Source organism: Nitrospirota bacterium, assembly GCA_030684575.1.
Classification (GTDB): domain Bacteria; phylum Nitrospirota; class Nitrospiria; order Nitrospirales; family Nitrospiraceae; genus Palsa-1315.
Map to the genome: position 1 here is coordinate 90,600 of JAUXVD010000004.1, position 23,042 is coordinate 113,641.

The following is a 23,042-nucleotide window of genomic DNA, read 5'->3' on the forward strand; positions in this document are numbered from 1 at the left end:
TTTATTGTGATAATCGAAGTCCTTGTGTTGTTGATCGCCCCGCTGCTCGCGGGGGGGCTGAGTTTGGTTGTTCATCGGTCTTCGCTCCTCCACGCGATCAACCTCACGAGTATGAGTCTGCTCGTGGGGGCGGAAATCATGATCACCAGGACCGTATTGAAGGATGGTCCGTTCACGGCGCTGGGGCAGTTGGTCTATCTCGACGCCTTATCGGCCTTCATTCTCTTCATCATCGGGGCGGTCGGACTCGCCTGTTCGTTCTACATGCGTTCCTACATGGACGACCAGGTGGCGCGAGGGGTGATCGCCCCCACAAGGCTCAACCTCTTTTTTTTCCTCTTTCACATGTTTCTGTTGGCGATGGTCATTGCGACCGTCGCGAACAGTGTTGGAGTGCAATGGGTCGCCATCGAGGCGACGACGCTCGCCACAACCTTCCTGATTGCCTTCTGGAGACGGCGAGAGTCCTTGGAAGCCGGATGGAAATATCTGATCTTGTGTTCGGTGGGGATTTCCCTCGCACTCTTCGGCGTGGTGCTCACCTATTATTCCTCGCTGCATGTGCTGGGGGACGTCAGCGAGGCGTTGAACGTGACGCAGTTGCTGCCTGTGGCCGACCAGTTGAACCCGCATGTGTTGAAGTTGGCCTTCATTTTTATCCTCGTGGGCTATGGCACCAAGGTGGGACTTGTGCCCATGCATAGCTGGCTGCCGGAGGCCTATACCGAGGCGCCGGCTCCGGTGGCAGCGATGCTGGCTGGTGTGCTCGAAATTGTCGCGGTCTATGCCATCCTCCGCATAAAGATGATTGTCGACCACGCCGTCTCGCCTGCCTTTACAGGAGGGTTGCTGGCCTTGCTCGGGTTTGCCTCATTTGTGACGGCAGCATTTTTCATCCTCATTCAGCACAACTATAAGCGGCTGTTCGCCTACTCCAGCATCGAACATATGGGGATCGCCATGATCGGCTTCGGAGTCGGAGGTCCGCTGGGAGCCTTCGGCGGACTATTTCATTTGCTGAATCACGCGTTCGCCAAGTCGATGGCATTTTTTGCCGCAGGCAACATTCACCGTCGCTTTCACACGGTAGAGATCGGTCAGGTGCAGGGGCTGGCCATTGCGCAGCCCTGGACAGCCATGGCCTTGATGATCGCGGGGCTGGCCTTATCGGCCCTTCCTCCCTTCGCCTCATTTGTCAGCGAAGTGCAAATCGTCACAGCCCTGGCAGCGCAAGGGGTTCCAGGACAATGGTTGAGCAACAGCGGCGGCATGGTAACCGTGACCTTCTCGAACCAATTCACCAGCCTGGGCCTCACTGGACTGTTCCTGCTCTGCTCCATACTTGCATTCAGTGGCTTGCTCTATCGCATTACCGGCATGGTCTGGGGCACCCCGCCGGAGGGAATCGTCCGGGGAGAAGCCTGGACCTTGGGCCATCTGCCGATCATCGTGCTCGCTGCGGCGTTGGTGGGATTTGGGTTCTTCCTCCCTCAGCCCATCCGGCAACTATTGGAAGAGGCGACGCGAATAATCCTGGTTCACTAGAGGAATGACTGCCATGGCAGAATCGAGGTCCTGCGACGAAGTACTCAAAGCCGCGTTCCCGTCCATCGTACAAAAAGACGAGGTTCGGACAGAATACTCTCACTTTCTTGTCTCCAAGGATCTCCTCCCGGCGATCACCCGTTACCTCCATACCCAACCGAGCTTACATGGCAGGCTCACGCTCTTATGGGCGGTCGACGATCGCCCCGTACGTAACACCTATGGGTTGCACTACCTGTTCACCCTGGAGCCCTCCCGCCGCTGGGTGCTGCTATCTACTGAACTTACGGGAAACGATCAGGTATTCCCCTCCATCACGCCGCACATTCATGCCGCACAATGGTACGAGCGAGAGATTCGCGACATGTTCGGATTGATTCCACAGGGGCATCCGGACTTGCGACGTTTGGTTCGGCACGAACATTGGCCCACAGGCACCCACCCGCTCAAAAAGGACTTCCCCTGGGACCAGGTATTGGGTCGGCAGCAAGGCGAACATCATTTCCGCCGCATTGAGGGGGAAGGGGTGTTTGAAGTACCGGTGGGGCCGATCCATGCCGGAATCATCGAGCCGGGCCATTTTCGATTCTCTGTGGCAGGTGAGCCCATCATGCAACTTGAACTGCACCATTTCTGGACACATCGTGGAGTCGAGAAGCTGTTCGAGCAACAAACATTGGCCGCAGCAGTTCCCTTAGCCGAACGGGTCTCCGGCGATACAACCATCGGCCATAGCCTCGCCTATTGCCAGGCGGTCGAATCGTTGCTGCAGCTGGAAGTGCCACGCCGTGGACGATATCTCCGGAGCCTATTTCTCGAACTGGAGCGACTCCATAACCATCTCGGCGACGTGGGCGCCATCTGTAACGATACGGCCTATGCCCTGCCCCATGCCCATTGCAGCCGGATGAAAGAGCAGATCATGCAGCTCAACGACCGGCTGACCGGCTCACGATTTCTCCGTGGAGTCATCCAGGTGGGTGGAGTCGCCATCGATCTCACGGCGACACAATTGGCCGAGATGGTCGCTGAAATGGACCGCATCGAACAGGACTTCTCGGAACTGGAATCGATCATCGCCCACAACGCCTCCCTGATAGACCGTCTGGAGACCACCGGTGTCCTGACCGAACCCACGGCCTGGGATCATGCGGTGGTGGGAGTCGTCGGACGGGCGTCGGGCCTCGATCAAGACCTCCGGCGCGATCGGCCCTTTGCCGCCTACGACGAACTTCCCGTCAAGGTGGTGAACTATTGCTATGGCGATGTGCGGGCGCGGATGCGTGTTCGCATGGATGAGATCCATGAGTCCATGCGGCTGGTCAGAGAGATTCGGCTGAAGATTCCGCAGGGGCCGATCGCTACCGAACCCAGTCGCGTGGCACAAACCGGTGAATGGGCCTTGTCAGCCGTCGAAGGTTGGCGCGGTGAAATTCTGTATATGGTGATGGCCGGAGAGAACGGAACCATTCATCGCTGCAAAGTCCGTGACCCCTCGTTCGCGAACTGGCCCGCAATCCAACAGGCCGTGCTCGGGAATATCATTCCGGACTTCCCGCTTATCAACAAGAGCTTTAGTCTGTCCTATGCAGGGAATGATTTGTGAGGAGCATGCCATCAGCGATCAGCCTTCAGCTTTCAGTAAGAGTTCCGAAGCTGAGAGCTGACCGCTGAAAGCTGAAAGCTAAGATCGGAGGAAGTATGTTTCGAATTTTGAAGAAAAGTCTGAAAACCGGAGTCGTAACAGGCCAACATCCAGCAGCCGCGCCACAGGGAGACATCTCGACATCTGAAGCAAAAGACAAAGCCAGGCCGTTCCGTTCCTCGCTGGCATTTCGCGCTGTGGATACCGGCTCGTGCAATGCCTGCGAGATGGAAATGAATGCGCTGGCGAACCCGGTCTATGACATCGAACGATTCGGCATACACATCGCAGCCTCACCACGCCATGCCGACGCCTTGGTCGTAACGGGACCGGTCACCGTCAACATGGAACGAGCCTTGAAGGACGTGTATGAACAGACGCCGGATCCAAAGATTGTCATTGCCCTCGGCGACTGTGCGATTAACTGTGGCGTCTTCAAAGGAAGCTATGCCGTGACTGGTCCTGTCGAGAAGCATATCCCTGTCGATCTCCGCATTCCCGGCTGTCCCCCACGGCCAGCTGAAATCCTCAAGGCGCTCCAAGAATTACGGACAGACACAGGCTCACACACAGACTGAACCAGCCTAACCTGACTCTTTCTTTTTCTCGCCCCACCCCACGCCGAGTCCATGAACCATTTCATATCTGCTATTAGCAGATATGAAATGGTCGCTCCTTTCACCCACCCAACTCCAGCGCGCCAACACACAACTGTATCCATGCGGCGTTCTCGCTTTGCTCAGAGGCTCCCCATATGGAATAGAGTGCGCATCACCGCCTCTCTTGCTGCTGCCTTACCAGGCTGCCTCTTTGAGCATTCAGCGGTGGTGTTTTATTTTGCCTCAGACCTACAAGCCATCGAAGTTCTGCTGTGCCGATAATGGTTTCCCCCCGCCCCCCAGGGGCGACTTCGCACCGTGCGCCTGGTGCGACATCGCTCTTTTCGCGAACACGTCTGCAACAAGGCGCATGATTTTGCACGAATATCACATACGCTCTGCATGGCATTTGTATTGCTCTGTACAGTCGATGGGAATGGAAAAATCGAAGGAGCCCCCCTGTTCAGCAATGAAGAGATAATTTCCGTGATTCCGGATATCGAACGGACACCTGAACACTATGTCACAGCCAATAGTCTGGACAGACACTAGGAAGCCATTTGTCGTCGGCGAGTAAAAACATGAGCAACCAATTGATGCTTCTCCTGCTCAACCGGAGGCATGAAGACCTTCCGTTGACGAAACAGGACGAGGTGCGATGGGCGGTTATTCAGCTAACAGCAACCTCGACGAGTCACTCAATTCGTGCATGACCAGAAGAAGAGCATGAACATGTGTACCCAACAGCAGTACAGAAAGGAAATCATGATGAAACGAAATAATGTATGGCGACTTGCGGTCCTATCAGCGGGGTGGCTCTCAGTCGCCTCCATCTCCGGTGCAGCATCTGAGTTGACGCAGGCTCACCCCCAACTTCTTTCCGGAGACCGAGTGCTTCTTGGCACGGTAGAGGACATCAGGAGCGACCAGGCAAAAATCAATATGGGTGAGGGACAACCTCGGTATCTCCCCATGAACGTGCGAAAAGATAAGGGATTGCCGGAACTCAAAAAAGGAGACCTGGTTGAGATCACCGTGAATGATCAAAATCTACTGGTAGATGTGCACATTGCCGGCGAGACCAGCCACCATCGTGTGGTTCGAGGGCAGCTCGCTGAACCGATGCCAACCGGACACGATAAGGCAGTGATTCATACGCCGGATGGAAAAGAAGAGGCCCACCTCATACGACCGGTCGCAAAAAGCAAAGTGGCTTCCATTCCCGTCGGGGCGGATGCCATCTTTCTCATCGACGAGTTGGATAAGATCGCGGACGTAACAATGGAGAGCGTGGAATCAGTGCATCGAGCAGCCGAACTCGGACAAAAGAAATCACCTCTCAAGGGCAACCTCGGTCAGGTCTCGGGTGTGATCCTGAAGCCCCTAAAGGGCAATACCATTGTCATTCGCACCGCGGACGGCAAAGAGCACTCATACGAGGTGCGCCCGCTCGTTCAGCCGAGGTTGGCGACGCTGTCCAACGGCGATGCTGCCGTGCTCTTGGTGGACGAAGAGAACAAAGTGACGGACATCGCCTTTCAGCCAAAGAAGTAAGGAGTCTGAGAAGATGGAGCACCGTGTGAGCCTCCAAAGCATACTGATCGGAGGATTACAGGTCGTTCGTAGATGGCACCCCAGCTCGATTCGCCTTTAACGGCTCGAAAGAGGGCACGCACATGACGAACGAGGGAAAATGTCGGGGCATCCGTCGATGGATTGCCCCAGAAAAGCGGATCACGGCGCATGTTCTTGATGCCCAGGACCTGAGCGCCACCGGAACGAAAATCACCGGCCAATTTGACGCGAGTGAGGCTCGGCAGTCGTTCCGCCAAAGTAGCCCTCCTCCCACGCCAGCCGTCACGAACAGCTGGAGACAGCTGACGGACGTTCCCGCCAGACTAGAAACGACCGCACGACATAATCCTGAACCATTTCATATCTGCCAGCAGGAGCGATATCGCACCGTGCGCGCCGTGCGATCCCGCTCATCCAAAGCCTGAACCGCGATGCAAGCCTCCCCTCGCAGCTCATCAGTTTATTTCTAAACCCCCAGCATTCTTTGGCAATATACGTAGAAGGCTCTTGGTTGCGCGCCGAAGACGAGCGACCTCCATCGGCATCAGTTGTGCACAGACATATGAGGCAACATGAGCAACCAACACCTGAAAGAACAAGACAAGGGAGATGACGATGCCACCGATATTGCGAGCAGCCCTGACAGAGAGTGCCGATCTGCTTGTCAGGACGGCCAAGGTGACAATTATGGTGACCATGCTCATGCTCACGATCATACTCGTCGGCTGGTTCTTCTCATCAGATCTTCCGAACCGGGCAATCATGACCATCAATGGCAGGTAGAGAGGCGCCCGAAGTCGAACAGATGTACTGGCACTTACCGGAGTCAGCAACTAGAATGCCCCTCGACCCAACGTGTCCCCCTAAACAGTTTGAGGCGACGGCCGTTGCACGGGATCACTGGGAACCGGAATGCTCAGGAGAAATTCTATGTCGTCTCATGAATCGCTGACTCCAGCAACGGAGAAACCACAGAATGGAATACGCGGGCTCAAGCATTGGCGCTACGACCTGTTAGCCGGGCTGCAGGTCGCGCTCATCGGGCTTCCCCTCTCGCTGGGCATCGCAGTGGCCTCCGGTGCCCCGCCCATCACCGGCGTCATCTCGGCCATCATCGCGGGACTGGTCTTTCCATTTCTCGGTGGTGCCTATGTGACCATCAGCGGACCTGCCGCCGGCCTGGCGCCGGCTCTGCTGGCCGGCATGATCGCACTCGGCCATGGAGACTTAGCGGTGGGATATCCGCTCTTGCTAGTGGCGATTTGTCTGACCGGCGTCGTCCAGGTGGTGCTGAGCCTCCTTCGCGCCGGGAGCTTCGCCCTGTATTTCCCCGTCTCGGTGGTCGAAGGCATGTTGAGCGCGATCGGCATGCTGATCATCATCAAACAAATCCCGCAACTCCTGGGAGACCGGTTGCCGCCTGTCAAATCCATTCCAGCAGCCATCCTGGCGATTCCTCACGATATCCAGGAGATGAATCCGGCGATCTTCCTCGTCGGAGGGCTGGCGTTGGCCCTTCTCTTTTTTCTTTCCAGCAGAACAGAACGGTGGGCCACGCTCATCCCAGCGCCTCTCCTCGTCGTCAGCCTGGGTGGGTTAGCCAGTTGGCTCCTGCAACTCCCCAAAGAATACCTCGTCAATGTGCCCCTCAATATTTTCCAACATGGCGTTCACTTCCCTCACTTTTCTGAAGCCTGGCAGAATCAAGACTTGTGGATGGCATTCCTGGTCACGATCCTCACGCTGACCCTCATCGATGGCACGGAATCGCTCGCCACGATCGCGGCAGTCGACAAGATCGATCCGTTCCATCGAAAATCGGATCCCAACGTGACCTTGCGGGCCATGGGTATCTCCAACATCCTCTCCAGCCTGGCTGGTGGCTTGACGATTATTCCCGGCGGAGTGAAAAGCACGACTAATATCATGGCCGGAGGACGAACCCTTTGGGCCAACTTTTACTATGCCTGCTCCCTCGCGCTCCTCTTATGGTTCGGAACGAGGCTCATCAATCTGATTCCGCTATCTGTCTTGGCGGCGTTGCTCATCTGGGTCGGATGGCAACTCTGCGCACCCAGAATTTTCCAGAAGATACTCGCGGTCGGCAAGGAACAACTCTTGATCGCGGTCGTCACCGTTGTCGTCACCCTGTATACCTCCGATCTGCTGGAAGGAGTGGTCCTTGGCACACTCACAAAGGTCATCGTGCTCTGTCTCGACCTGGTACGGGCTTCAGCCCGGGAAGCTCCGTCCGGAGAGTCGTCCTTTTGGCGGACCGCCAGGCTGCTACCGGCTGCGCTCACTGAATTGTTCAGCAATCCCGTGATTCGAATCGGAGATGGCCGCGGCTCTCGTGAGCGGTACAGTGTCATGACCGTTGCGACCAGCGCGATCCGTGGCACGGTCGGAGAGATGAAGAATCCGTATAAAATCTACCTGTCCTCCGTCACCTGCATGAACCTGATGAAACTCGACAAAGCGCTTCACCAAACGCTCGTCGTTCCCACGAACTCCAAAGCCAACTTCTTAATCATCTTGGCGGGACAGGTGGTCGACCATACCTCGATGGAGTATTTGCACCATTTCCAGGATGAATGCATCGAGGCCGGCCATACCTGCGCCATCGTAGGAATGGACCATTTTCGCGCGTTTTCTGACCACGTGCTGGGATACCGTGTCAATAATCCACGAGAGCGAATGGCATTCGCATGAGAAAAGAAGAATTACGCAAGGGTCACGTCTGGAAGCCTTGCTATCATTGGGCATGCACATTCTCCAAGATCGCCGAGTCCGAACGGCCAAGAAGGATGCAACAATGACGAATTCAACGCTGTCACACGCAAATACAGACGGCATGGTCATTCATGGCATGTCCATACAACAACGCATCGACTGGCTGCTCGATCGAGCGCGCCGCCACTCATGGGAATTCCAGAGTCCCGAGTCATGGCTGGCGCGCAGCCGCTACCTCGCGCAGCACCCGACCGCTATCGCCGCGTTCACGTGCATGGATGGACGCGTCAACATTTCGTTGGCTACCAACACACCGCACGGCATCATCCTGCCATTCCGCAATCTCGGCGGATGCTTCCACTTGGGCTGGCCACACCTTGGTGAAGTACTCACAGAGCATGTGCAGGGCGCGGTGCGACAAGGACGACGTACTCTGGCACTACTCACCTACCATTACTCCAAGGGGGACCCCCGTCGCGGGTGTGCCGGTTTTAACTACGACACCAACGCCGCCCGCGCCCACACCTTAGGGATCAAACAACAGATGGAGGCGGTCTTCGGCACCCGACACGACACGGTATATCCGGTGGTGTGTGGATTCGAGACCGACGAAGACGCCCTCGTCCTCCACGGCGCTGGAGAGGAGGTCCTCAATCTATCCACCCTCTCCTCCACAGATCACGACACCCTGCCGGCATTGCTGACACGGCTCTATCCAGACATGCCCGACCAGATACGCCAGGACTTTTTGCCCCTGGTGCAGGACAATATCACCCACATCGCCGGAGTCAGGCACGCCAACCGCGAGCTTAACTTTGAGCATCAGGAATGGATGATTTGCATCGGCCGCGGGTTCGAATGGCTGCACCTGCCTAATACGGCACTCATCATCGGCCCCTACAGCCCCGACCTCGCCAACCCCATCCGCAAGGCCGCCGGCATCATCGAGGCCAACATGTTCGCCGGCCGTATCCCCCATGACGGCTTTCTGCTGCTCGCCGAAGCGCCCTACCACGAAATCGGCGTAGATCGTGCCCGCGCGGAACTCAAGAGCCACTTCATGTCAGAATTCGCCGCCGATGTCATCCGCGCCGAATTCCCGAAACTGGCGGAGAAAATGCACGTGCGCACCGCAGTTCTCGCCTGGCAGTCGAGAACGATGGATATGATTGAGCGCCGTGCGGCTTGAACGCATAGAGTCAATCGACTCGGGCCAACAAAGGAGAATCTCCATGCAAGCCAGCATCTTTGTCACTGATGATGAGCCCGCATTGCGCAACGCACTCGTGAAGCGGCTGTCCAGGCGCCAGCATCGAGTCAGGGCGTTCCAGTCCGGAGATGAGCTGCTCGCCGCTGTCGAGCACGACGTCCCGGACCTGATCCTCCTCGACCTCAAAATGCCAGGAATGACAGGAATCGAAACCCTGGAAGCACTGCGCACGAAAGCGCGAGATACCGCGGTAATCATTCTCACCGCCTATGGAACAGTCGAGGATGCGGTCGAAGCCATGAAGCTGGGAGCCTATGATTTCCTCATCAAGACCGTGGACCTCGGAGGCGTGGAGCCAGTCGTCGACCGGGCCTTGGAGTATCTCCTCTTGCGCCGGCGGGTCGCGTTTGCGACCGAGCACGATACCGGTCACTACGGATTGGCAGAACTCGTGGCGAACAGCCCATCCATGAAACAACTTCTCGCACAGGTGACCCAGGCGGCACAGAACCAGATGACGACCGTCCTCCTGACGGGGGAAACCGGAACGGGAAAAGAATTTCTAGCTCGGGTGATTCACCATAATAGTGCGCGCGCCACTGGTCCATTTGTGAGAATCAACTGCACGGCGCTATCGCCCGACCTCTTTGAGCGTGAACTCTTCGGATGCGAACGTGGAAGCGTCCCGGGATCCGAGCAGCGCAAACTCGGCTTGCTGGAACAGGCAGAATCCGGCACCATATTTTTCGACGAAGTCGGCGATCTCGATGTGGTGATGCAGGGAAAGCTCTTGAGGGTGCTGGAGGACCGATCCTTCCGCCGCGTCGGAGGAACCGAAGACATCAGAAGGGACTTTCGTGTCATGGTCGCGTCGAACCGGGACCTCAAGCAGGAGATTGCGGCACAACGCTTTCGAGAAGATCTCTACCTTCGTCTCAATATCATGGCATGGCAAGTGCCGACGCTCCAAAACCGCGTTGAGGACATCGCCCCACTGAGCAAACAATTTATGGTGAAATACGGGATGGAGCTGAATAAGGACGTAAAAGAAATTGACCCCGCAGCCATCGCAATACTGCAACGGTATCCATTCCCCGGTAATGTGCGCGAGTTGCACAATATCATTGAGCGGGCCATGATCTTGTGCAAAGGAACCATCTTAACGGCAGGCGATCTTCCTGCAGAATTACGGGACCTTTCCGCACCCATACCGGCCGCACAAGACAATGTAGGCTCCTGACAGTTCTGACAGACGATTGCCGTACCACGGCGCCTTGGTTTCGACGAGTGCTGCACGAATACAGGATCGTCACGCCATTGTGCGCGGCCAAACAGGCATGCCGTGTTTTGACAATCCCACGACTCGAACTTAGGATATTCAGACCAACTTGGAGCGTCTATGCGGGAGTATCTGACTCGCCTGTTTAATAATCTTCCGATCGAACGAAAGCTGCTGCTGGTGTCAGTGATCCCGCTGACCGCCCTCATTCTGCTCAGTGTCGTCACCTATCACAGCGTCCAAACGGTTGAACGGGATGAAGAACAGCTCAACCGTTTATACCTGACACAAAACTCAGCCGCCCAGTACATGCGGCTCATCGTCGATCTCGAAACAAGCTTTCGCGGATATGTGTTGACGCTCCAGACTCCCTATCTTCGCCCCTTTCGGACCGCGCAAGAAGGTATTTTCTCCGTGGGAGAAGAACTCACCAGAATGGTCTCCGATGAGATCCCCCACCGCTCGCAATTTCTTGAAGTTCAAGCACTCGTGAGGCAGCTTATCATTGAGAAAGTGGACCTCATCGAAGCAACCAAGAAGGGGCACCCTGAGAAAGCGCTCCAATACATCGAAGAAGGACGCGGCCGGACGATCATGGTCAGGATTCGAGAGTTGATGGTGACGTTCGACCAGCAGGAACAGAAACGAGTCGAAACGAGACTGGCTCAATTGAGTCAAGATCGAACAGCGACTCTCACCGTCATATTAGTCGGGGGGGTTCTCACCCTGGGGCTGATGGCCTTGGCGTTGTATCTCATCGCCCGCTCGATCGCTGGTCCGTTGGTCGCCTTGGCCAAAGCGGTTGGATCCTCGCCGGCGGGCTCTTTTTCAAACATCCCGTTGCTCGAACGAAAAGATGAAATCGGCTATCTCACGAGAGTCATGCACCGGCTAGGCGTTCAGATTCAAAGCCACCTCGACCAGGTCGAACATTCTGAAGCGGCCCTCCGTGTGCTGAATGATAATCTCTCCGCCTCGGAATCAAAGTATCGCGGACTGGTCAACAACGCCCCTTTCGGCATTTTCACGACCAGGGGAACGGAGATTACGTTCAGCAACCGCTACAACCAAACGCTTGCGGGACTCGACCCGGATCACGTGACCGATCCGGACACCTTTCGCCAGTGGATCCACCCGGAAGATCAGGACCGTGTCTTGTCCGAATTCGCTCACGCCGTGGAGAACGTCCAACCGTATGAAACCGTGTTTCGCTTTCTTCATGTGAACGGTTCGGTACGGAAGGTATTGAGTCGCCGGATTCCCCTTGAGCAAGGAATCACTCAACAGCCCTTCTATATCGGCTTCAATCTCGACATCACGGCCCTGGATCAGATGCAGACACGCCTCAGTCGATCAGAACGCCTGGCAACGCTCGGCCAGGTCGCGGCCGGAATTGCCCACGAAATCAGGAACCCGCTCGTGGGGATCGGGTCCAATGCGTTTCTCCTCCTGGACGAATTTGACAAGTCGGACCCGCGCCATGCCGATTTGGAAATGATATTGAAAGAAACCAAACGGCTGGATCGCATTGTCAATCAGATCATCGATTATGCCCGCCCACGGGAACTCGCTCCGGTGCTCTGTCCTCTCAACGATCTGATCCACGACGTCGTCAAATTGCTCGACTCGACCATCACCGCAAAATGCCTGACGCTCACACGTTCCATTTCTCCCACGCTCACCAGGCTCCATGCCGATCAAGACCAAATCAAACAGGTGCTCTTGAACGTGGTCCAGAACGCCATCGACGCCTCTCATGAAGGAGCAGCCATTGACGTCACCGCCTTCGAACTCCCCCGCGGTCAAACGGCAGGCATGGTGGTGAAAGTCACGGACCATGGAGTCGGAATTCCCGATAACGCATTAGCCCACGTGTTCGAGCCGTTCTTTACGAGCGGAAAACGGCAGGGAACGGGGTTGGGGCTGGCGATTTGCCGCAATATCATCGAGAGCCATGGGGGCGACATCCAGCTCACCAGTGAAGTCGGGAAAGGGACGAACGTCAGAATCTGGCTTCCGCTCCGCCAGGAATTCCAATTCTCTGAGGGATAACGCATGCAACTGACCATCTTCGTGACCGATGATGAACCGGCCATCCGCAACGCGATCATCAAGCGCCTGACTCGAAAACACCATCGGGTCGTTGGGTTTGAGTCCGGCGACGTACTGTTGGCCGCGCTGCCTCAAGAGATTCCCGACCTGATCCTCCTCGACCTCAAGATGCCCGGCCTCAGCGGACTGGAGACCCTCAGAAAACTGCGTCCGCTGGCCCCTCAGACCCTGGTCATCTTGCTCACGGCCTATGGCACCGTTCAAGATGCCGTCGATGCCATGAAACTCGGGGCCTACGATTTTCTCATCAAAACTGTCGACCTGGATGCCATGGAACCGGTCCTCGATCGCGCCATCGACCTCTTGAGCCTGCGCCGGCGTCTCGCTATCGAAACCGAACAGCACGACAGCCAATATGCGCTCTCCCGCTTGGACGTACGGAGTCCGGTTATGCAGAACGTATTGTCCCAGGTTCGGGATGTGGCCTCGAATCCGAAGTCGTCGGTGCTGCTCCTGGGCGAAACAGGAACGGGCAAGGAGTATCTTGCGCGGGTCCTCCATCACAACGGAGCGCGGGCATCGGGCCCCTTTATCGGTGTGAACTGTACCGCCCTCCCGCGAGAGCTGTTCGAAAGCGAATTGTTCGGTTTCGAGCGAGGCGCCTTCACCGGAGCGGTCCAGCGAAAGATCGGGCTGCTTGAAAAGGCAGAGGGCGGAAGCCTGTTCCTCGACGAAATCGGCGACTTAGATCTAACCATGCAGGCCAAGCTCTTACGGGTGATTCAAGAGCGCACCATCAGACGGCTTGGGGGAACGGACGATATCGGGGTGGATTTCCGGCTCATCGCCGCTACGAATCGAGACCTCAAAAAAGCGGTGGCCGAAGGAGGCTTTCGCGAGGATCTCTATTTCCGGCTCAACGTGGTCTCCTTCGAACTGCCTCCGTTGCGGAAGCGCGTCGAGGACATTGAGCCACTCTGCCGAAGAGCGATCATCCAATACGGCAAGGAATTCGGGAAAGATGTCGTCGACATCGAGCCGGATGCCATGACGCTGTTGCGGGAATATGTCTATCCTGGAAACATTCGTGAGCTGCACAATATCATCGAACGGGCCATGATCTTCTGCCATGGCAAGATGCTGTCCGTGGACAACCTCCCTGCCGAACTGCGGCAGAGACCGGAATCTGTCGCGGTGACCATCGTGGAGGGAGAAGAGCGCATGCTCCGGCTCGAATCGAAACTGGGGAAACAATCCCTGGCCGATATCGAACAGGCGATCATTCAGGAAGTGCTTCGGTTGTCGGACTACAATAAAACAACTGCCGCCAGATATCTCGGCCTCACGAGATTTGCGCTGGATCGGCGCCTCAAAAAGGTCACGGAAGAGTAACGGGCGATCACGAAGGATTCGGCGACACGAACACTAAGACTTTGAGACGCTGGCCCGTGTGATTCTTCACCCCATGCTCTTCCCCGGCCGGCGCCATCGTTCCCTGCCCTGGACCCAGCACCCGTCTCTCTGCCCCGACCTGAAACGTACCCTGGCCCTCAAGCACGAGATAGACCTTATCCTGCTCGCCGTGAATATGCCCCTTCTGTTCCTGACCTGGCTCGAAGCAGTAAATGTCGCAGAAGAATCGTGGCGTTTCAAACATGTTATTTTTCTTCATCTTATCACTGCTAAACTGATGATAATCTGCAATATTTACTACGTCCATGCGACGACTCCTTCAGGGCGGTTACGGCTGCGTTTGGCGGCGCTCAAGCGACGCGAGAATAGAATCAACCGATATCAAATGATGCGAGAGACCCAAGTCCTTGGGCAGAATTCCCATCGCCAACCCGAGTAACTGCGGCAGATGCAAGATCGGTAAGTTGAGTTCGGTATTCACCGCACGACCAGCCCGATCCTGATAAATATCCAAACTCATGTGGCAGAGGGGACAGGGCGTCACCATAAAATCGGCTCCCTGCTCCTTGGCTTCTTTCATGTGCGTCCCGGCCATGGCCACGGCAATGGCTTCCTTCTCAAGGATGATGGGAAATCCGCAACATTTGGTTCTCCCGGCATAGGGCACTGGCTCACCACCGACGGCCTTAATGAGCCGCTCGAGGGATTGCGGATTCTCAGGGTCGTCGAACCCCAGATCCCACGACGGACGCAGAATGTAGCAGCCATAAAACGGGGCGATCCGAAAGTCCTGCATCGGCGTGGAGACCAGGGATCCCAGGCGGGTCAGTCCGATATCGCGTACCACAATCCAGAGGAGATGCTTCACCTGGACCCGGCCATGATAGGCCAGTCCCTCCGGCGCCAGAAGTGCGTTGATACGATCCAGCGTCCCCGCCTCTGTTTTCAACCGCCGATTGGCGGCACTCATCACCCCCTGGCAGGTGCCGCAGATCGTCATGACGTCCAGGCCAAGTTGTTCGGCTTGCGCAAAGGTCCTAGCGTTGATCGCCAGGGCCATCTCGGGATGCACTTCCGTCACCACCCCTGCGCCGCAACAAGCGGCGGCAGAGAGCTCGACGACCTCGATCCCCAATCGGCCAATGATGGCTCGCGTCGATTGATAGAGCTCCGGGGTGGCCCCTTGGGCCGCACAACCGGGGTAGAGAGCATATTTCATGGATCTACCGTGACGAAAAATGTGACAGGGTCTGATTGAGGGACTCTCGGAGATCGTCCATCGCAGCCACCGCCTTCGACTGCACTTGCTCCCAGGACGAAGCCGTGGCGGAATGAATCTCCTGCGCTTTCTTACTGGCCAGCTCTTTTTTCTTCTCTAATTCCACAATCGACTTCTGGATGTCCGCTCTAGCCGACGCCGACGTATGCTCGACCTGTCCACGCAATTGAGTGATACGCACCTGCATCTCCTCCAGTTCCATTTGCACCTTGCGTTGAAACGCCTCTTTCTGCTGAACCGTATAGTCCTTGGTGGCCGTCACTGCTTCCTTCGCTTCACGGACCACCGTCTCGCCTGTCACCGGCTTCTCTGCTGCGCCAGCCACGACGACAACGGGCATGGCGAGCAGCCCAAGGCTCACGATCCCACACAACATTCCAGACAAAGCCTTCATCGCCATCGCCTCCATTCCATCGACACCAACCTATGCCTCTGAGTATAACTTCCGACTTTCGGAAAGTCACCGTGCAGGGCACTCCCACGCGACGCGCGAGAGCAGGACGGTCTCTCTAGTTTATCTCGCGTGTCTGATTGCCCTGGCTCGATACGCCAAACGCACAAGATGAACCAGACGAACCAGATAAATCGCCAGGGACAGCCACAGGTCGAGCCACGCCACGAACAACCAGATCACATGATGCCAGGCGAACAGGAAGAGAAATCATCAACACGCGAGGAACCGATCGCGTCCAAACTCCCTCTGGCGCTGTTGACTGGTATGCGAATCGGTGAAAGGCAGTTCAACAAGAACCGGCATAGAGCCGTATCGCGCGAGCAAGGAATCTGATAGTGAGGGAGAGGGCAGAAGGATCGTTTAAGCCAGAACAATAAACGCCGGACAATACGTCGGGGGCATACCGGCTAGATGTTCGGATGGAGGAGCTCCTGGAATTCGCTCTTTCCGGAACGGGTCTTCAGAAATTGGATGAGCTCGACCCGGAGTATGCTGTTGAGACGTTGCCGGGCTTCCAGGGGCAGGCGAATGAACTCCACCCCGAACTCATGACCCTTGACCCATTTAATCTTGCCAAGCTCAACAGACAAGGCCTGCGGATGGTTGGGAAGCAGAACACTCACGCGGACGTCACTGCCGCAGAGGACTTCTCGATCGCTCATGACCGAGCAGCCCATCAGTGACAGGCTGGTCAGGACACCTTCGGCGACGAATGGAGCCCCCGCGAATATGACGGGATAGAATAGGGGAAATCGATGATAGGTTCGGGAATAATGAGGTGGCGCCATCACAGTCTCCAAGATGGCGGATTCTACCGAGCCGGACCGGGCGGGCGATATCCTACCTTTGGAGGGGTCGCGTCACGGTTTTGGCTTGTCCAGGCTTAACGGGATAACTCGCCACCCCAGCAACGCACACCAGAGAAAGTAACAGACGAAGAGGAAGGCAAGACCGCCCAAGAGCCACCCCATGAACGGATGGCGGATCCATTGAGGCGCATCAACCAGATTGAACGCGGCACAGGCACTCAGAAGACCCATGCCGAGGGCACAGGCGAACGCACGTCTTGGTCGCGCGACCAAATCACGATGAAAAACCCGGCGATTGTGGGACTGGGCCTTGAGATCGTAACGGCTAGCCTTGATATAGCGATCGTCAGACTCCATACCGGTCCTTTCTTTGCACTAGGACACGTTTAGCCAAATAATTGGGAAGCGATGGGCGGCTGGCCCTAGTAACGCGCGGTTCAAGCAAGAACGAGTCAACCTGCAGGCCTGGTTCACGACTATGCGCCTATCAGCTAATCGATGATTTCGAGCGTACAGGCGAGACACAATGTCAATGGCAACGCAGCGGCAGTAAACAAGGCCGCAAGCTCCTCCGCCGGCATGGCATCAATACGCACCTGCCCACGCATGTCGGCTGCGACAAGAATCGGGTGATCGTTGATGGCCTTGAGTGCCGCAGCCAGAGCATCACAATTCTCGATTCCCGATGCCGCCATGGGTAGCACGAGCACACGAATCCGTAGAGGAAGTTCAGGTTACTTGGCCTTCAAAAACTCCCGTTGAGGAACGGGGGACATCGTACGAAGATTCGCTGGTACGTCCAACTTCCAGGGCCAGAGGTACAGACCCATCACATTACTCTCAGGGCGGCCGATGAACACCGCCTGGCCAGTCTCAGCCTGCAGCATGTCCCGTAGAGCCGTCAGTTGGACAGATATTGCCATGGTCATATTCCTCGCTGGTACGTCTGCCAAGGACTGACCTGCCGTAAATACGGAAATCCGAGCAGCCCAAGCCAAATCCTAGTGTACTCGACCCCACAAGCTGCTCCTACATGTATTTTGACGACCGGAAAACGCGAGCAGCGATAGACAAAACCCTGGAGTCCATGAAACCCTGGAAAGCTCAATAGTCTGGAAGACGTGGTGAGGGAAAGGGATTTCTGAATGGAAGACAGCCGCTTGCCAGCTCTCCCATTCATAGGGATAATGGGCCCTCGACTTCCGTTCTTTATCGATCAGTGTAAGAATTCTACGCCCTCCACGATAGACACAGAAGAGACCTGTTGCATCAGCTCCCATCATTGAAAACGGCGCCATGGTTGGGCTCGACTGGCACCGGAGAAAAAGGACCCGACGCATGACGGATCAGACTCTGGCCGACTCCCATTCACTTATTGATGTCCATGGAGACTTCCTCTACCGGTTTGCCCTCGTGCGCGTGAGGAACCAAGATGTCGCTGAGGACCTGGTGCAGGAAACCTTTCTGGCAGCCCTGCAGGGGACCTTCCGCGAGAGCGGACCGACGGCGGAACGCAGGTGGATGATCGGCATCATGAAACACAAGATCGTGGACTATTTTCGCCGGAAAATCCGGGAACCGATCCAGAACCCCGACCAGGCTGACCACAGGGCGGAAGACGTCGTTCTCGACGACGTCCATTGGAAGCCGGAAGCCGCCGCGATGCAAGCCTGGCCGGAACAACCGGACGGACTAATCGAACGCCGCCAGTTCTGGGACGCCCTGGCCGGTTGCATGGAACGGCTGCCACCCCGAGCCGCCCAAGTCTTTACCTTGCGGGAGCTCGATGAACTTGAGACCGAGCAGATCTGCGAACTGCTCCAGCTCACGCCCACGAACTTCGGCGTCATCCTGCATCGAGCCAGGAAACAACTCAGGGACTGCTTGTCCAGCCGCTATTTCGGCCAGCAACAGGAAGGTCTCAACTCATGAGCCCGCTATATCACATCATCTACACCTGTCAGGACATGGCTCGGCTGCTGTCCGACGCCATGGATCGATCGTTGCCGTGGCACACCCGCCTGCGCATGCATCTGCATCTCCGCCTCTGTCTCCTCTGCCGGCGCTACCAACAGCAATTGACGCTGCTCCGTACCGTCCTCCGCAAGCGCGCAACCACGCTCGATGAGGATGATCGCGCCGATGCGCCAACGCTCTCGCCAGAAGCCAAAGCGCGCATACAACGCGCGCTCGATTCCTCTCGCACCTAGCCGACTCATCAGGCATCCCCTCCTCCGCAGCCGACTCACGCCGTCAATATTCCCCCCCATGCTGTAAGAATTTTTCCGCTCACGCGATACACCAGCATCGAGAGAATCATCTAGATTCTCCGCAACCATTCCTCAAGGAGGGGCTCCATGACAGGATTCAAGCAACTCTTACTCGCCGGGTTGGCGCTGGCGGCCAGCATGGCAGCGGTTCCGGTCTTTGCTGAAGACGTGACCCACAGCACACCGGGAATCAGCGGCTATGACCCCGTCGCCTACTTCACCGACGGCAAACCGGTCAGAGGATCGGGCTATCACGTGACCACACACGAGGGCGTGACCTACGCCTTCGCCAACGCCGAGCATAAGAAACTGTTCATCGCCAGTCCGAAGCAGTACCTCCCCGCCTTCGGAGGCTACTGCGCCTATGGCGTCGCGGTCGGGAAAAAATTCGTGGCGGATCCGGAAGTCTGGAAGGTCGTCGACGGAACCTTGTACTTGAACCTGGATAAGGGCATTCAAGACAAGTGGCAGAAAGATATCCCCGGCTTCATTAAGAAGGGCACTGCCAACTGGTCCGATATCAAGGACAAGCCAGCCGACGCATTGTAACGCACCGACCGAGAGCCCGCCGCTCAGCAACGCGGCGGGCCGAGGCGAGTAGAGCCAGGCATTAAAAATACGAGCGCCTACCTTCCCGTTATGGTCCTGCAGCAGGGTCATCCAGAGTACCGGAGGCGAACGACGAGAGACCGAGACGGCCGGAGCAGGAACGAGGGTGGCTCAATGTCCGTGAGAGGCCGGATATGACGGCAGGAACATATGCCTGACAGCGAGAACTGATCGACAGGAAATCCCTAACTGGCCACCCCTCCCAGGAGTGTGAGCAACATGGCGGTTACGTACATCAGGCTAATGCCGATCCATATTCCCAGCGCGGCCTGTAGACGGCGAGTCGCGGTATAGGAAATCGTGGTAAGGGAGAGAATGACGTAGAGCAGCGAACCGGCCGCGAGAGAATAAAAGGAGATGGACAGATAGGGGGAGAGCCCCTGCCCGCTCAACAGAACCCCGATGCACGTCGGACCGCCCGCCACCAACCCGAGCAGAAACACATCCTTCCATTGCACCGACGTTTTTCCTGCAGCACCGACAATGCCGAACCCTTCCGTGCCGTTGTGCAACGCAAAGCCCCCCACCAGCAACATGCTGAGGGCCCATTCTCCGCTTCCATAGCTGGCACCAATCGCGAGCCCTTCGCCAAGGTTGTGAAAGCCCATCCCCATCGCGATCATATAGGGGAGCGTCAGAAATCGGCTGGTGTGGCGAACGCCGAACACCTGCTTCGATTCCAGCGCCACGAGACCGACCAGGCTTGCGCCAAGACTCACTAGAAAGACCGCCCACGACAACATATCGCGGGCTCCGCTGAGCTCCACCGCCTCATGCATCAAATCGAAGAACAGATACAGCAACACCCCGGTCGCAACACCAATCAATCCGCCTTCCCAGGATCGTGGCAACACCTTCCCGAGCAGCAGGGCTGCCCCGATTCCCAGATAGACAGGAATAAGACCGGCAAGAGCCCCTAACGCAAATAAGTTCAACATCGACCGTTTGTATCAGAACGGCGGGTGGAAAGAAAAGATTGAACTTTCACGACTCCAAAGACAGAGAGCCGCTCAGGGGTTGCACGCAAGAGACCACTGGCGGGGCTGAGCGTTCGGGGACAGACTCCAGACCTGTTTAATTGCTTACGGCGGGTTCGCGACAAACCGTCATGAAAGATGAGGGCCAGCGAGCAATCACAAGCCATACGCTGTTCGTGTTCCGGATCGGTGAGCAACTGGCTGGTAAAACGATTACGTCAACCGGGGAAGGTCCTCAACCCACAAGACACGACGACCATAGGATCCCCCCGTCAGCGATGAATAGAACTTACGATCTGCCGTGACCATAATCCCATCGACTGCTTCAGCCAAGGCAAGATAGAGGCAATCGTACAGACTTCGTTGCGTGGCCAACGCGAGTTGATAGGCGGAGGGAAAGAGTCGCTCGTCGGCATGCCGCTGGAGGGGAAGTTGCTTCAACTCCTTCAGGACCACATCCCCTTCATCCCGAGTGAGCTCACCACGACGAATCCTTTTGGCCAACACGTTGCCGAGCTCCAGCGTCATCAGTGCGGGCACATGAAGTCGATAGCGTGAACGGCGCAAACGAATCGCCGCCTCGGAATGGATCTCCGGAAGGAACCACTTGATCGCCACACTGGCATCGACCACGTAGCGGCTCACCGCTCGCGATCCTCACGAATCAGCGCCGCACTATCGCTGAACTTCCGACTAGACTTCCTCAATCGCTCCTGTAATCCTTCGATCCGTTTCCACGCCCCCTCGTAGTCAGGCACTGCGTCCTCCAGAATCGTCTTCACTTCAGATTGCAGAGATCGCCCATGCTCCTTCGCCCGCTTCTTCAACCGATCGACAATCTTGCTATCGAGCTGCCTAACAAGAACCTGCGCCATACCCCCTCCTTAGACAGAATTGTGCTATCACAATGATAGCGGGAGATCACCCCATGGTCAACAGACAGAGACACTGTGCGCGGCAGGCTTGCGGCGCGGCGATTTCGCGACGAACCGTCATGAATACTGAGCGCTAGTGATCGATCACCTGGGCGAGGAGGACCAGAAACTGCATGCCGTCACGATCATCACAGACGATGCTCTGCCGGGCATCACCCCGACTCGTGACGTGATGGAGGGCCCGGATAATTCAAGACCCAGCGGGCTTGCCACGGAATGGGAATCCACCCCTCGCAACGTTTGGTTGCAATACCTAACCCCACTTCTTCTCCACTGCCTTGGCTTCACGATCACTTCTGTCCCTGACCCTCGCAACAGATCTTGGCTATACGCCGAGTCCTCACCGCATTCACTGCGGCAGCGAGCGTGACGATCAGCAAAACGGGATAGATCACCAAGAGGTCCGCCCGAATATTACATTCGCCGGAGCAGAGGACACGAATATAGATCAGGTACTCATACGACGCATACAGCAGCCACAGACTCCCCGCGACGGCCAAGGCGGCATTTCGCGGCAACCGAAAACACGCCATCGTGGCGAGAACGGTCAAAGTCACAAATACAAAGAGGAGTGTCAGGAACACCATGTGGCAGCCACCTCACGAGAAGAATCGGACTGAACGATCCGGCAAGCAGAATCTAATCTCAGGGTGCCAATGCGTCAAGAATTAGCAGAAGACCATGACGGAGACAGACACACAGGGACGCGACGCGCTGCCGACAGAACCACACTTTCCGGGAACGACTCACTCGCTTTGTTGATTGTCATATAGACTTCTCCTTTCGTTCGGGCTAGCCTTGGCGTTCTGCATATAGGCCACTAATCTTCACCGAGGAGAAAAGCATGACTCGACACATGATGATCACCATCCTGATCGCGAGCGCTCTTACGATGCCGGCGATCACCATCGCGGGCGACAAGGCGTCGAAGAAGGGGGCCACCGTCAAAGAAGTCAAAGCCCTCTCTGAGAAAGAGCAGACGGCCCTGGCCTTGCGCGCAGCCCCGGCACACATTGCAAAAGAGGCCGGTATCATGATCTTCGGACCGGACGGCAAGCTGACCGAGACCAAGAAAAGCGCCAACGGCTTCACCTGCATCCCTACCGTGATGAACCTCCCGGTCCCCGATCCCATGTGTATGGACGCGGCCGTCCAGCAATGGATGACAGACCTTACCAACAATGCGCCGAAACCGACGAATACGGTCCCCGGCATCGCCTACATGGTTCTCGGCGGTTCACACTTTGAAAAAGATGGGAAAGTCGTCATGTCGGGGGAAGGGGCCACGATTGTGAAAGAGCCCGCCCATTGGATGATCATGTGGCCCTTCGACTCAGCCTCCACGAAGCTCCCGACCGCCCCGAACCCCTCCGGCACCTACATCATGTTCGACGGCAGCCCCTACGCACATCTCATGGTGTACCAAGACCCCAGGAAGATGAAGTAACCGCCTCATGCCGTGCAGGGAAGAATGAAACTCTCTGCACGGCCCTTGAACTGATGAATGAACGCTGGCAGCTAAGGCCACCCAAAATGATAACGGGACAGGATGGGAAACTGGCTGGGCTGGTCAACGACGGGACCCGCTCTTTTTTCTCTCTGGAATTTTCCCCCTCCCCTCTGGAATTTCTCCCCATCTTTCAATTCGTCGCTCGTAT

Annotated in this window: 26 protein-coding genes; 15 read left to right on the forward strand and 11 right to left on the reverse strand. The window is 56.6% G+C overall.

Annotated elements, in window-relative coordinates:
* Nucleotides 1–6 precede the first annotated feature (6 nt).
* From Q8N00_02555 to Q8N00_02605, 11 genes are all read left to right on the forward strand, one after another.
* Complete coding sequence (locus Q8N00_02555; GenBank protein ID MDP2381665.1) at nucleotides 7–1,545, forward strand: hydrogenase 4 subunit F; 1,539 nt, start codon at nucleotides 7–9, stop codon at nucleotides 1,543–1,545.
* 13 nt (nucleotides 1,546–1,558) lie between these two features.
* Entirely contained in the window at nucleotides 1,559–3,151 is a 1,593-nt protein-coding gene (locus Q8N00_02560) for an NADH-quinone oxidoreductase subunit C (protein ID MDP2381666.1), read from the forward strand.
* 95 nt (nucleotides 3,152–3,246) lie between these two features.
* A complete protein-coding gene (locus Q8N00_02565) occupies nucleotides 3,247–3,768 on the forward strand; it encodes an NADH-quinone oxidoreductase subunit B family protein (GenBank protein ID MDP2381667.1) in 522 nt (173 codons plus the stop codon).
* Nucleotides 3,769–4,554: 786 nt separating this feature from the next.
* Complete coding sequence (locus Q8N00_02570) at nucleotides 4,555–5,343, forward strand: hypothetical protein (protein MDP2381668.1); 789 nt, start codon at nucleotides 4,555–4,557, stop codon at nucleotides 5,341–5,343.
* A gap of 122 nt (nucleotides 5,344–5,465) precedes the next feature.
* The gene (locus tag Q8N00_02575) at nucleotides 5,466–5,789 is read left to right on the forward strand and encodes a hypothetical protein (GenBank protein MDP2381669.1); all 324 of its coding nucleotides are present in this window, start codon (nucleotides 5,466–5,468) and stop codon (nucleotides 5,787–5,789) included.
* Between the two features lie 190 nt (nucleotides 5,790–5,979).
* The gene (locus tag Q8N00_02580) at nucleotides 5,980–6,147 is read left to right on the forward strand and encodes a hypothetical protein (protein MDP2381670.1); all 168 of its coding nucleotides are present in this window, start codon (nucleotides 5,980–5,982) and stop codon (nucleotides 6,145–6,147) included.
* Nucleotides 6,148–6,294: 147 nt separating this feature from the next.
* Complete coding sequence (locus Q8N00_02585; GenBank protein ID MDP2381671.1) at nucleotides 6,295–8,076, forward strand: SulP family inorganic anion transporter; 1,782 nt, start codon at nucleotides 6,295–6,297, stop codon at nucleotides 8,074–8,076.
* Between the two features lie 103 nt (nucleotides 8,077–8,179).
* The gene (locus Q8N00_02590) at nucleotides 8,180–9,286 is read left to right on the forward strand and encodes a hypothetical protein (GenBank protein MDP2381672.1); all 1,107 of its coding nucleotides are present in this window, start codon (nucleotides 8,180–8,182) and stop codon (nucleotides 9,284–9,286) included.
* A gap of 43 nt (nucleotides 9,287–9,329) precedes the next feature.
* Nucleotides 9,330–10,547 carry a sigma-54 dependent transcriptional regulator gene (locus Q8N00_02595; GenBank protein ID MDP2381673.1) on the forward strand — a complete coding sequence of 406 codons (1,218 nt, stop codon included), beginning with the start codon at nucleotides 9,330–9,332 and terminating at the stop codon, nucleotides 10,545–10,547.
* Nucleotides 10,548–10,706: 159 nt separating this feature from the next.
* Nucleotides 10,707–12,638 carry an ATP-binding protein gene (locus tag Q8N00_02600; protein ID MDP2381674.1) on the forward strand — a complete coding sequence of 644 codons (1,932 nt, stop codon included), beginning with the start codon at nucleotides 10,707–10,709 and terminating at the stop codon, nucleotides 12,636–12,638.
* Nucleotides 12,639–12,641: 3 nt separating this feature from the next.
* Nucleotides 12,642–14,030, forward strand: a complete 1,389-nt coding sequence (locus tag Q8N00_02605; protein ID MDP2381675.1) for a sigma-54 dependent transcriptional regulator — start codon at nucleotides 12,642–12,644, stop codon at nucleotides 14,028–14,030.
* A 7-nt stretch (nucleotides 14,031–14,037) separates the two neighbouring features.
* Here the strand turns inward: Q8N00_02605 and Q8N00_02610 are convergent, their stop codons facing one another.
* The 7 genes from Q8N00_02610 to Q8N00_02640 form a co-directional block, all read right to left on the reverse strand.
* The gene (locus Q8N00_02610) at nucleotides 14,038–14,358 is read right to left on the reverse strand and encodes a cupin domain-containing protein (protein MDP2381676.1); all 321 of its coding nucleotides are present in this window, start codon (nucleotides 14,356–14,358) and stop codon (nucleotides 14,038–14,040) included.
* A gap of 21 nt (nucleotides 14,359–14,379) precedes the next feature.
* Nucleotides 14,380–15,270: a CoB--CoM heterodisulfide reductase iron-sulfur subunit B family protein gene (locus Q8N00_02615; protein MDP2381677.1), complete on the reverse strand. Its 891-nt coding sequence runs from the start codon at nucleotides 15,268–15,270 to the stop codon at nucleotides 14,380–14,382.
* Between the two features lie 4 nt (nucleotides 15,271–15,274).
* On the reverse strand, nucleotides 15,275–15,724 hold the full coding sequence (locus Q8N00_02620) for a hypothetical protein (protein MDP2381678.1): 450 nt from the start codon (nucleotides 15,722–15,724) through the stop codon (nucleotides 15,275–15,277).
* A 467-nt stretch (nucleotides 15,725–16,191) separates the two neighbouring features.
* Nucleotides 16,192–16,572: a PilZ domain-containing protein gene (locus Q8N00_02625; protein ID MDP2381679.1), complete on the reverse strand. Its 381-nt coding sequence runs from the start codon at nucleotides 16,570–16,572 to the stop codon at nucleotides 16,192–16,194.
* 72 nt (nucleotides 16,573–16,644) lie between these two features.
* Complete coding sequence (locus Q8N00_02630; GenBank protein ID MDP2381680.1) at nucleotides 16,645–16,950, reverse strand: hypothetical protein; 306 nt, start codon at nucleotides 16,948–16,950, stop codon at nucleotides 16,645–16,647.
* Between the two features lie 134 nt (nucleotides 16,951–17,084).
* Complete coding sequence (locus Q8N00_02635) at nucleotides 17,085–17,303, reverse strand: hypothetical protein (protein MDP2381681.1); 219 nt, start codon at nucleotides 17,301–17,303, stop codon at nucleotides 17,085–17,087.
* A gap of 24 nt (nucleotides 17,304–17,327) precedes the next feature.
* Nucleotides 17,328–17,516 carry a hypothetical protein gene (locus tag Q8N00_02640; GenBank protein MDP2381682.1) on the reverse strand — a complete coding sequence of 63 codons (189 nt, stop codon included), beginning with the start codon at nucleotides 17,514–17,516 and terminating at the stop codon, nucleotides 17,328–17,330.
* A 415-nt stretch (nucleotides 17,517–17,931) separates the two neighbouring features.
* On the opposite strand from Q8N00_02640, the gene Q8N00_02645 reads away from it, so the two are divergent.
* The 3 genes from Q8N00_02645 (at nucleotide 17,932) to Q8N00_02655 (ending at nucleotide 19,412) form a co-directional block, all read left to right on the forward strand.
* On the forward strand, nucleotides 17,932–18,525 hold the full coding sequence (locus Q8N00_02645) for a sigma-70 family RNA polymerase sigma factor (protein ID MDP2381683.1): 594 nt from the start codon (nucleotides 17,932–17,934) through the stop codon (nucleotides 18,523–18,525).
* Nucleotides 18,522–18,803 (forward strand): zf-HC2 domain-containing protein, encoded by a 282-nt coding sequence (locus Q8N00_02650; GenBank protein ID MDP2381684.1) that lies wholly within the window; start codon nucleotides 18,522–18,524, stop codon nucleotides 18,801–18,803. Before Q8N00_02645 ends, Q8N00_02650 begins: the two co-directional genes overlap by 4 nt.
* A gap of 147 nt (nucleotides 18,804–18,950) precedes the next feature.
* Nucleotides 18,951–19,412, forward strand: a complete 462-nt coding sequence (locus tag Q8N00_02655; protein MDP2381685.1) for a YHS domain-containing (seleno)protein — start codon at nucleotides 18,951–18,953, stop codon at nucleotides 19,410–19,412.
* A gap of 245 nt (nucleotides 19,413–19,657) precedes the next feature.
* Here the strand turns inward: Q8N00_02655 and Q8N00_02660 are convergent, their stop codons facing one another.
* The 4 genes from Q8N00_02660 to Q8N00_02675 all read right to left on the reverse strand — a co-directional run bounded on the left by Q8N00_02660 (nucleotide 19,658) and on the right by Q8N00_02675 (nucleotide 21,971).
* Nucleotides 19,658–20,410: a zinc transporter ZupT gene (locus Q8N00_02660; protein MDP2381686.1), complete on the reverse strand. Its 753-nt coding sequence runs from the start codon at nucleotides 20,408–20,410 to the stop codon at nucleotides 19,658–19,660.
* A 252-nt stretch (nucleotides 20,411–20,662) separates the two neighbouring features.
* Entirely contained in the window at nucleotides 20,663–21,094 is a 432-nt protein-coding gene (locus Q8N00_02665) for a type II toxin-antitoxin system VapC family toxin (GenBank protein ID MDP2381687.1), read from the reverse strand.
* Nucleotides 21,091–21,324 carry an Arc family DNA-binding protein gene (locus Q8N00_02670; GenBank protein ID MDP2381688.1) on the reverse strand — a complete coding sequence of 78 codons (234 nt, stop codon included), beginning with the start codon at nucleotides 21,322–21,324 and terminating at the stop codon, nucleotides 21,091–21,093. The genes Q8N00_02665 and Q8N00_02670 overlap by 4 nt, the downstream gene beginning before the upstream one ends.
* A gap of 350 nt (nucleotides 21,325–21,674) precedes the next feature.
* Nucleotides 21,675–21,971 (reverse strand): hypothetical protein, encoded by a 297-nt coding sequence (locus Q8N00_02675; GenBank protein ID MDP2381689.1) that lies wholly within the window; start codon nucleotides 21,969–21,971, stop codon nucleotides 21,675–21,677.
* A 257-nt stretch (nucleotides 21,972–22,228) separates the two neighbouring features.
* On the opposite strand from Q8N00_02675, the gene Q8N00_02680 reads away from it, so the two are divergent.
* A complete protein-coding gene (locus Q8N00_02680; protein MDP2381690.1) occupies nucleotides 22,229–22,831 on the forward strand; it encodes a hypothetical protein in 603 nt (200 codons plus the stop codon).
* The last annotated feature ends 211 nt before the right edge of the window (nucleotides 22,832–23,042 follow it).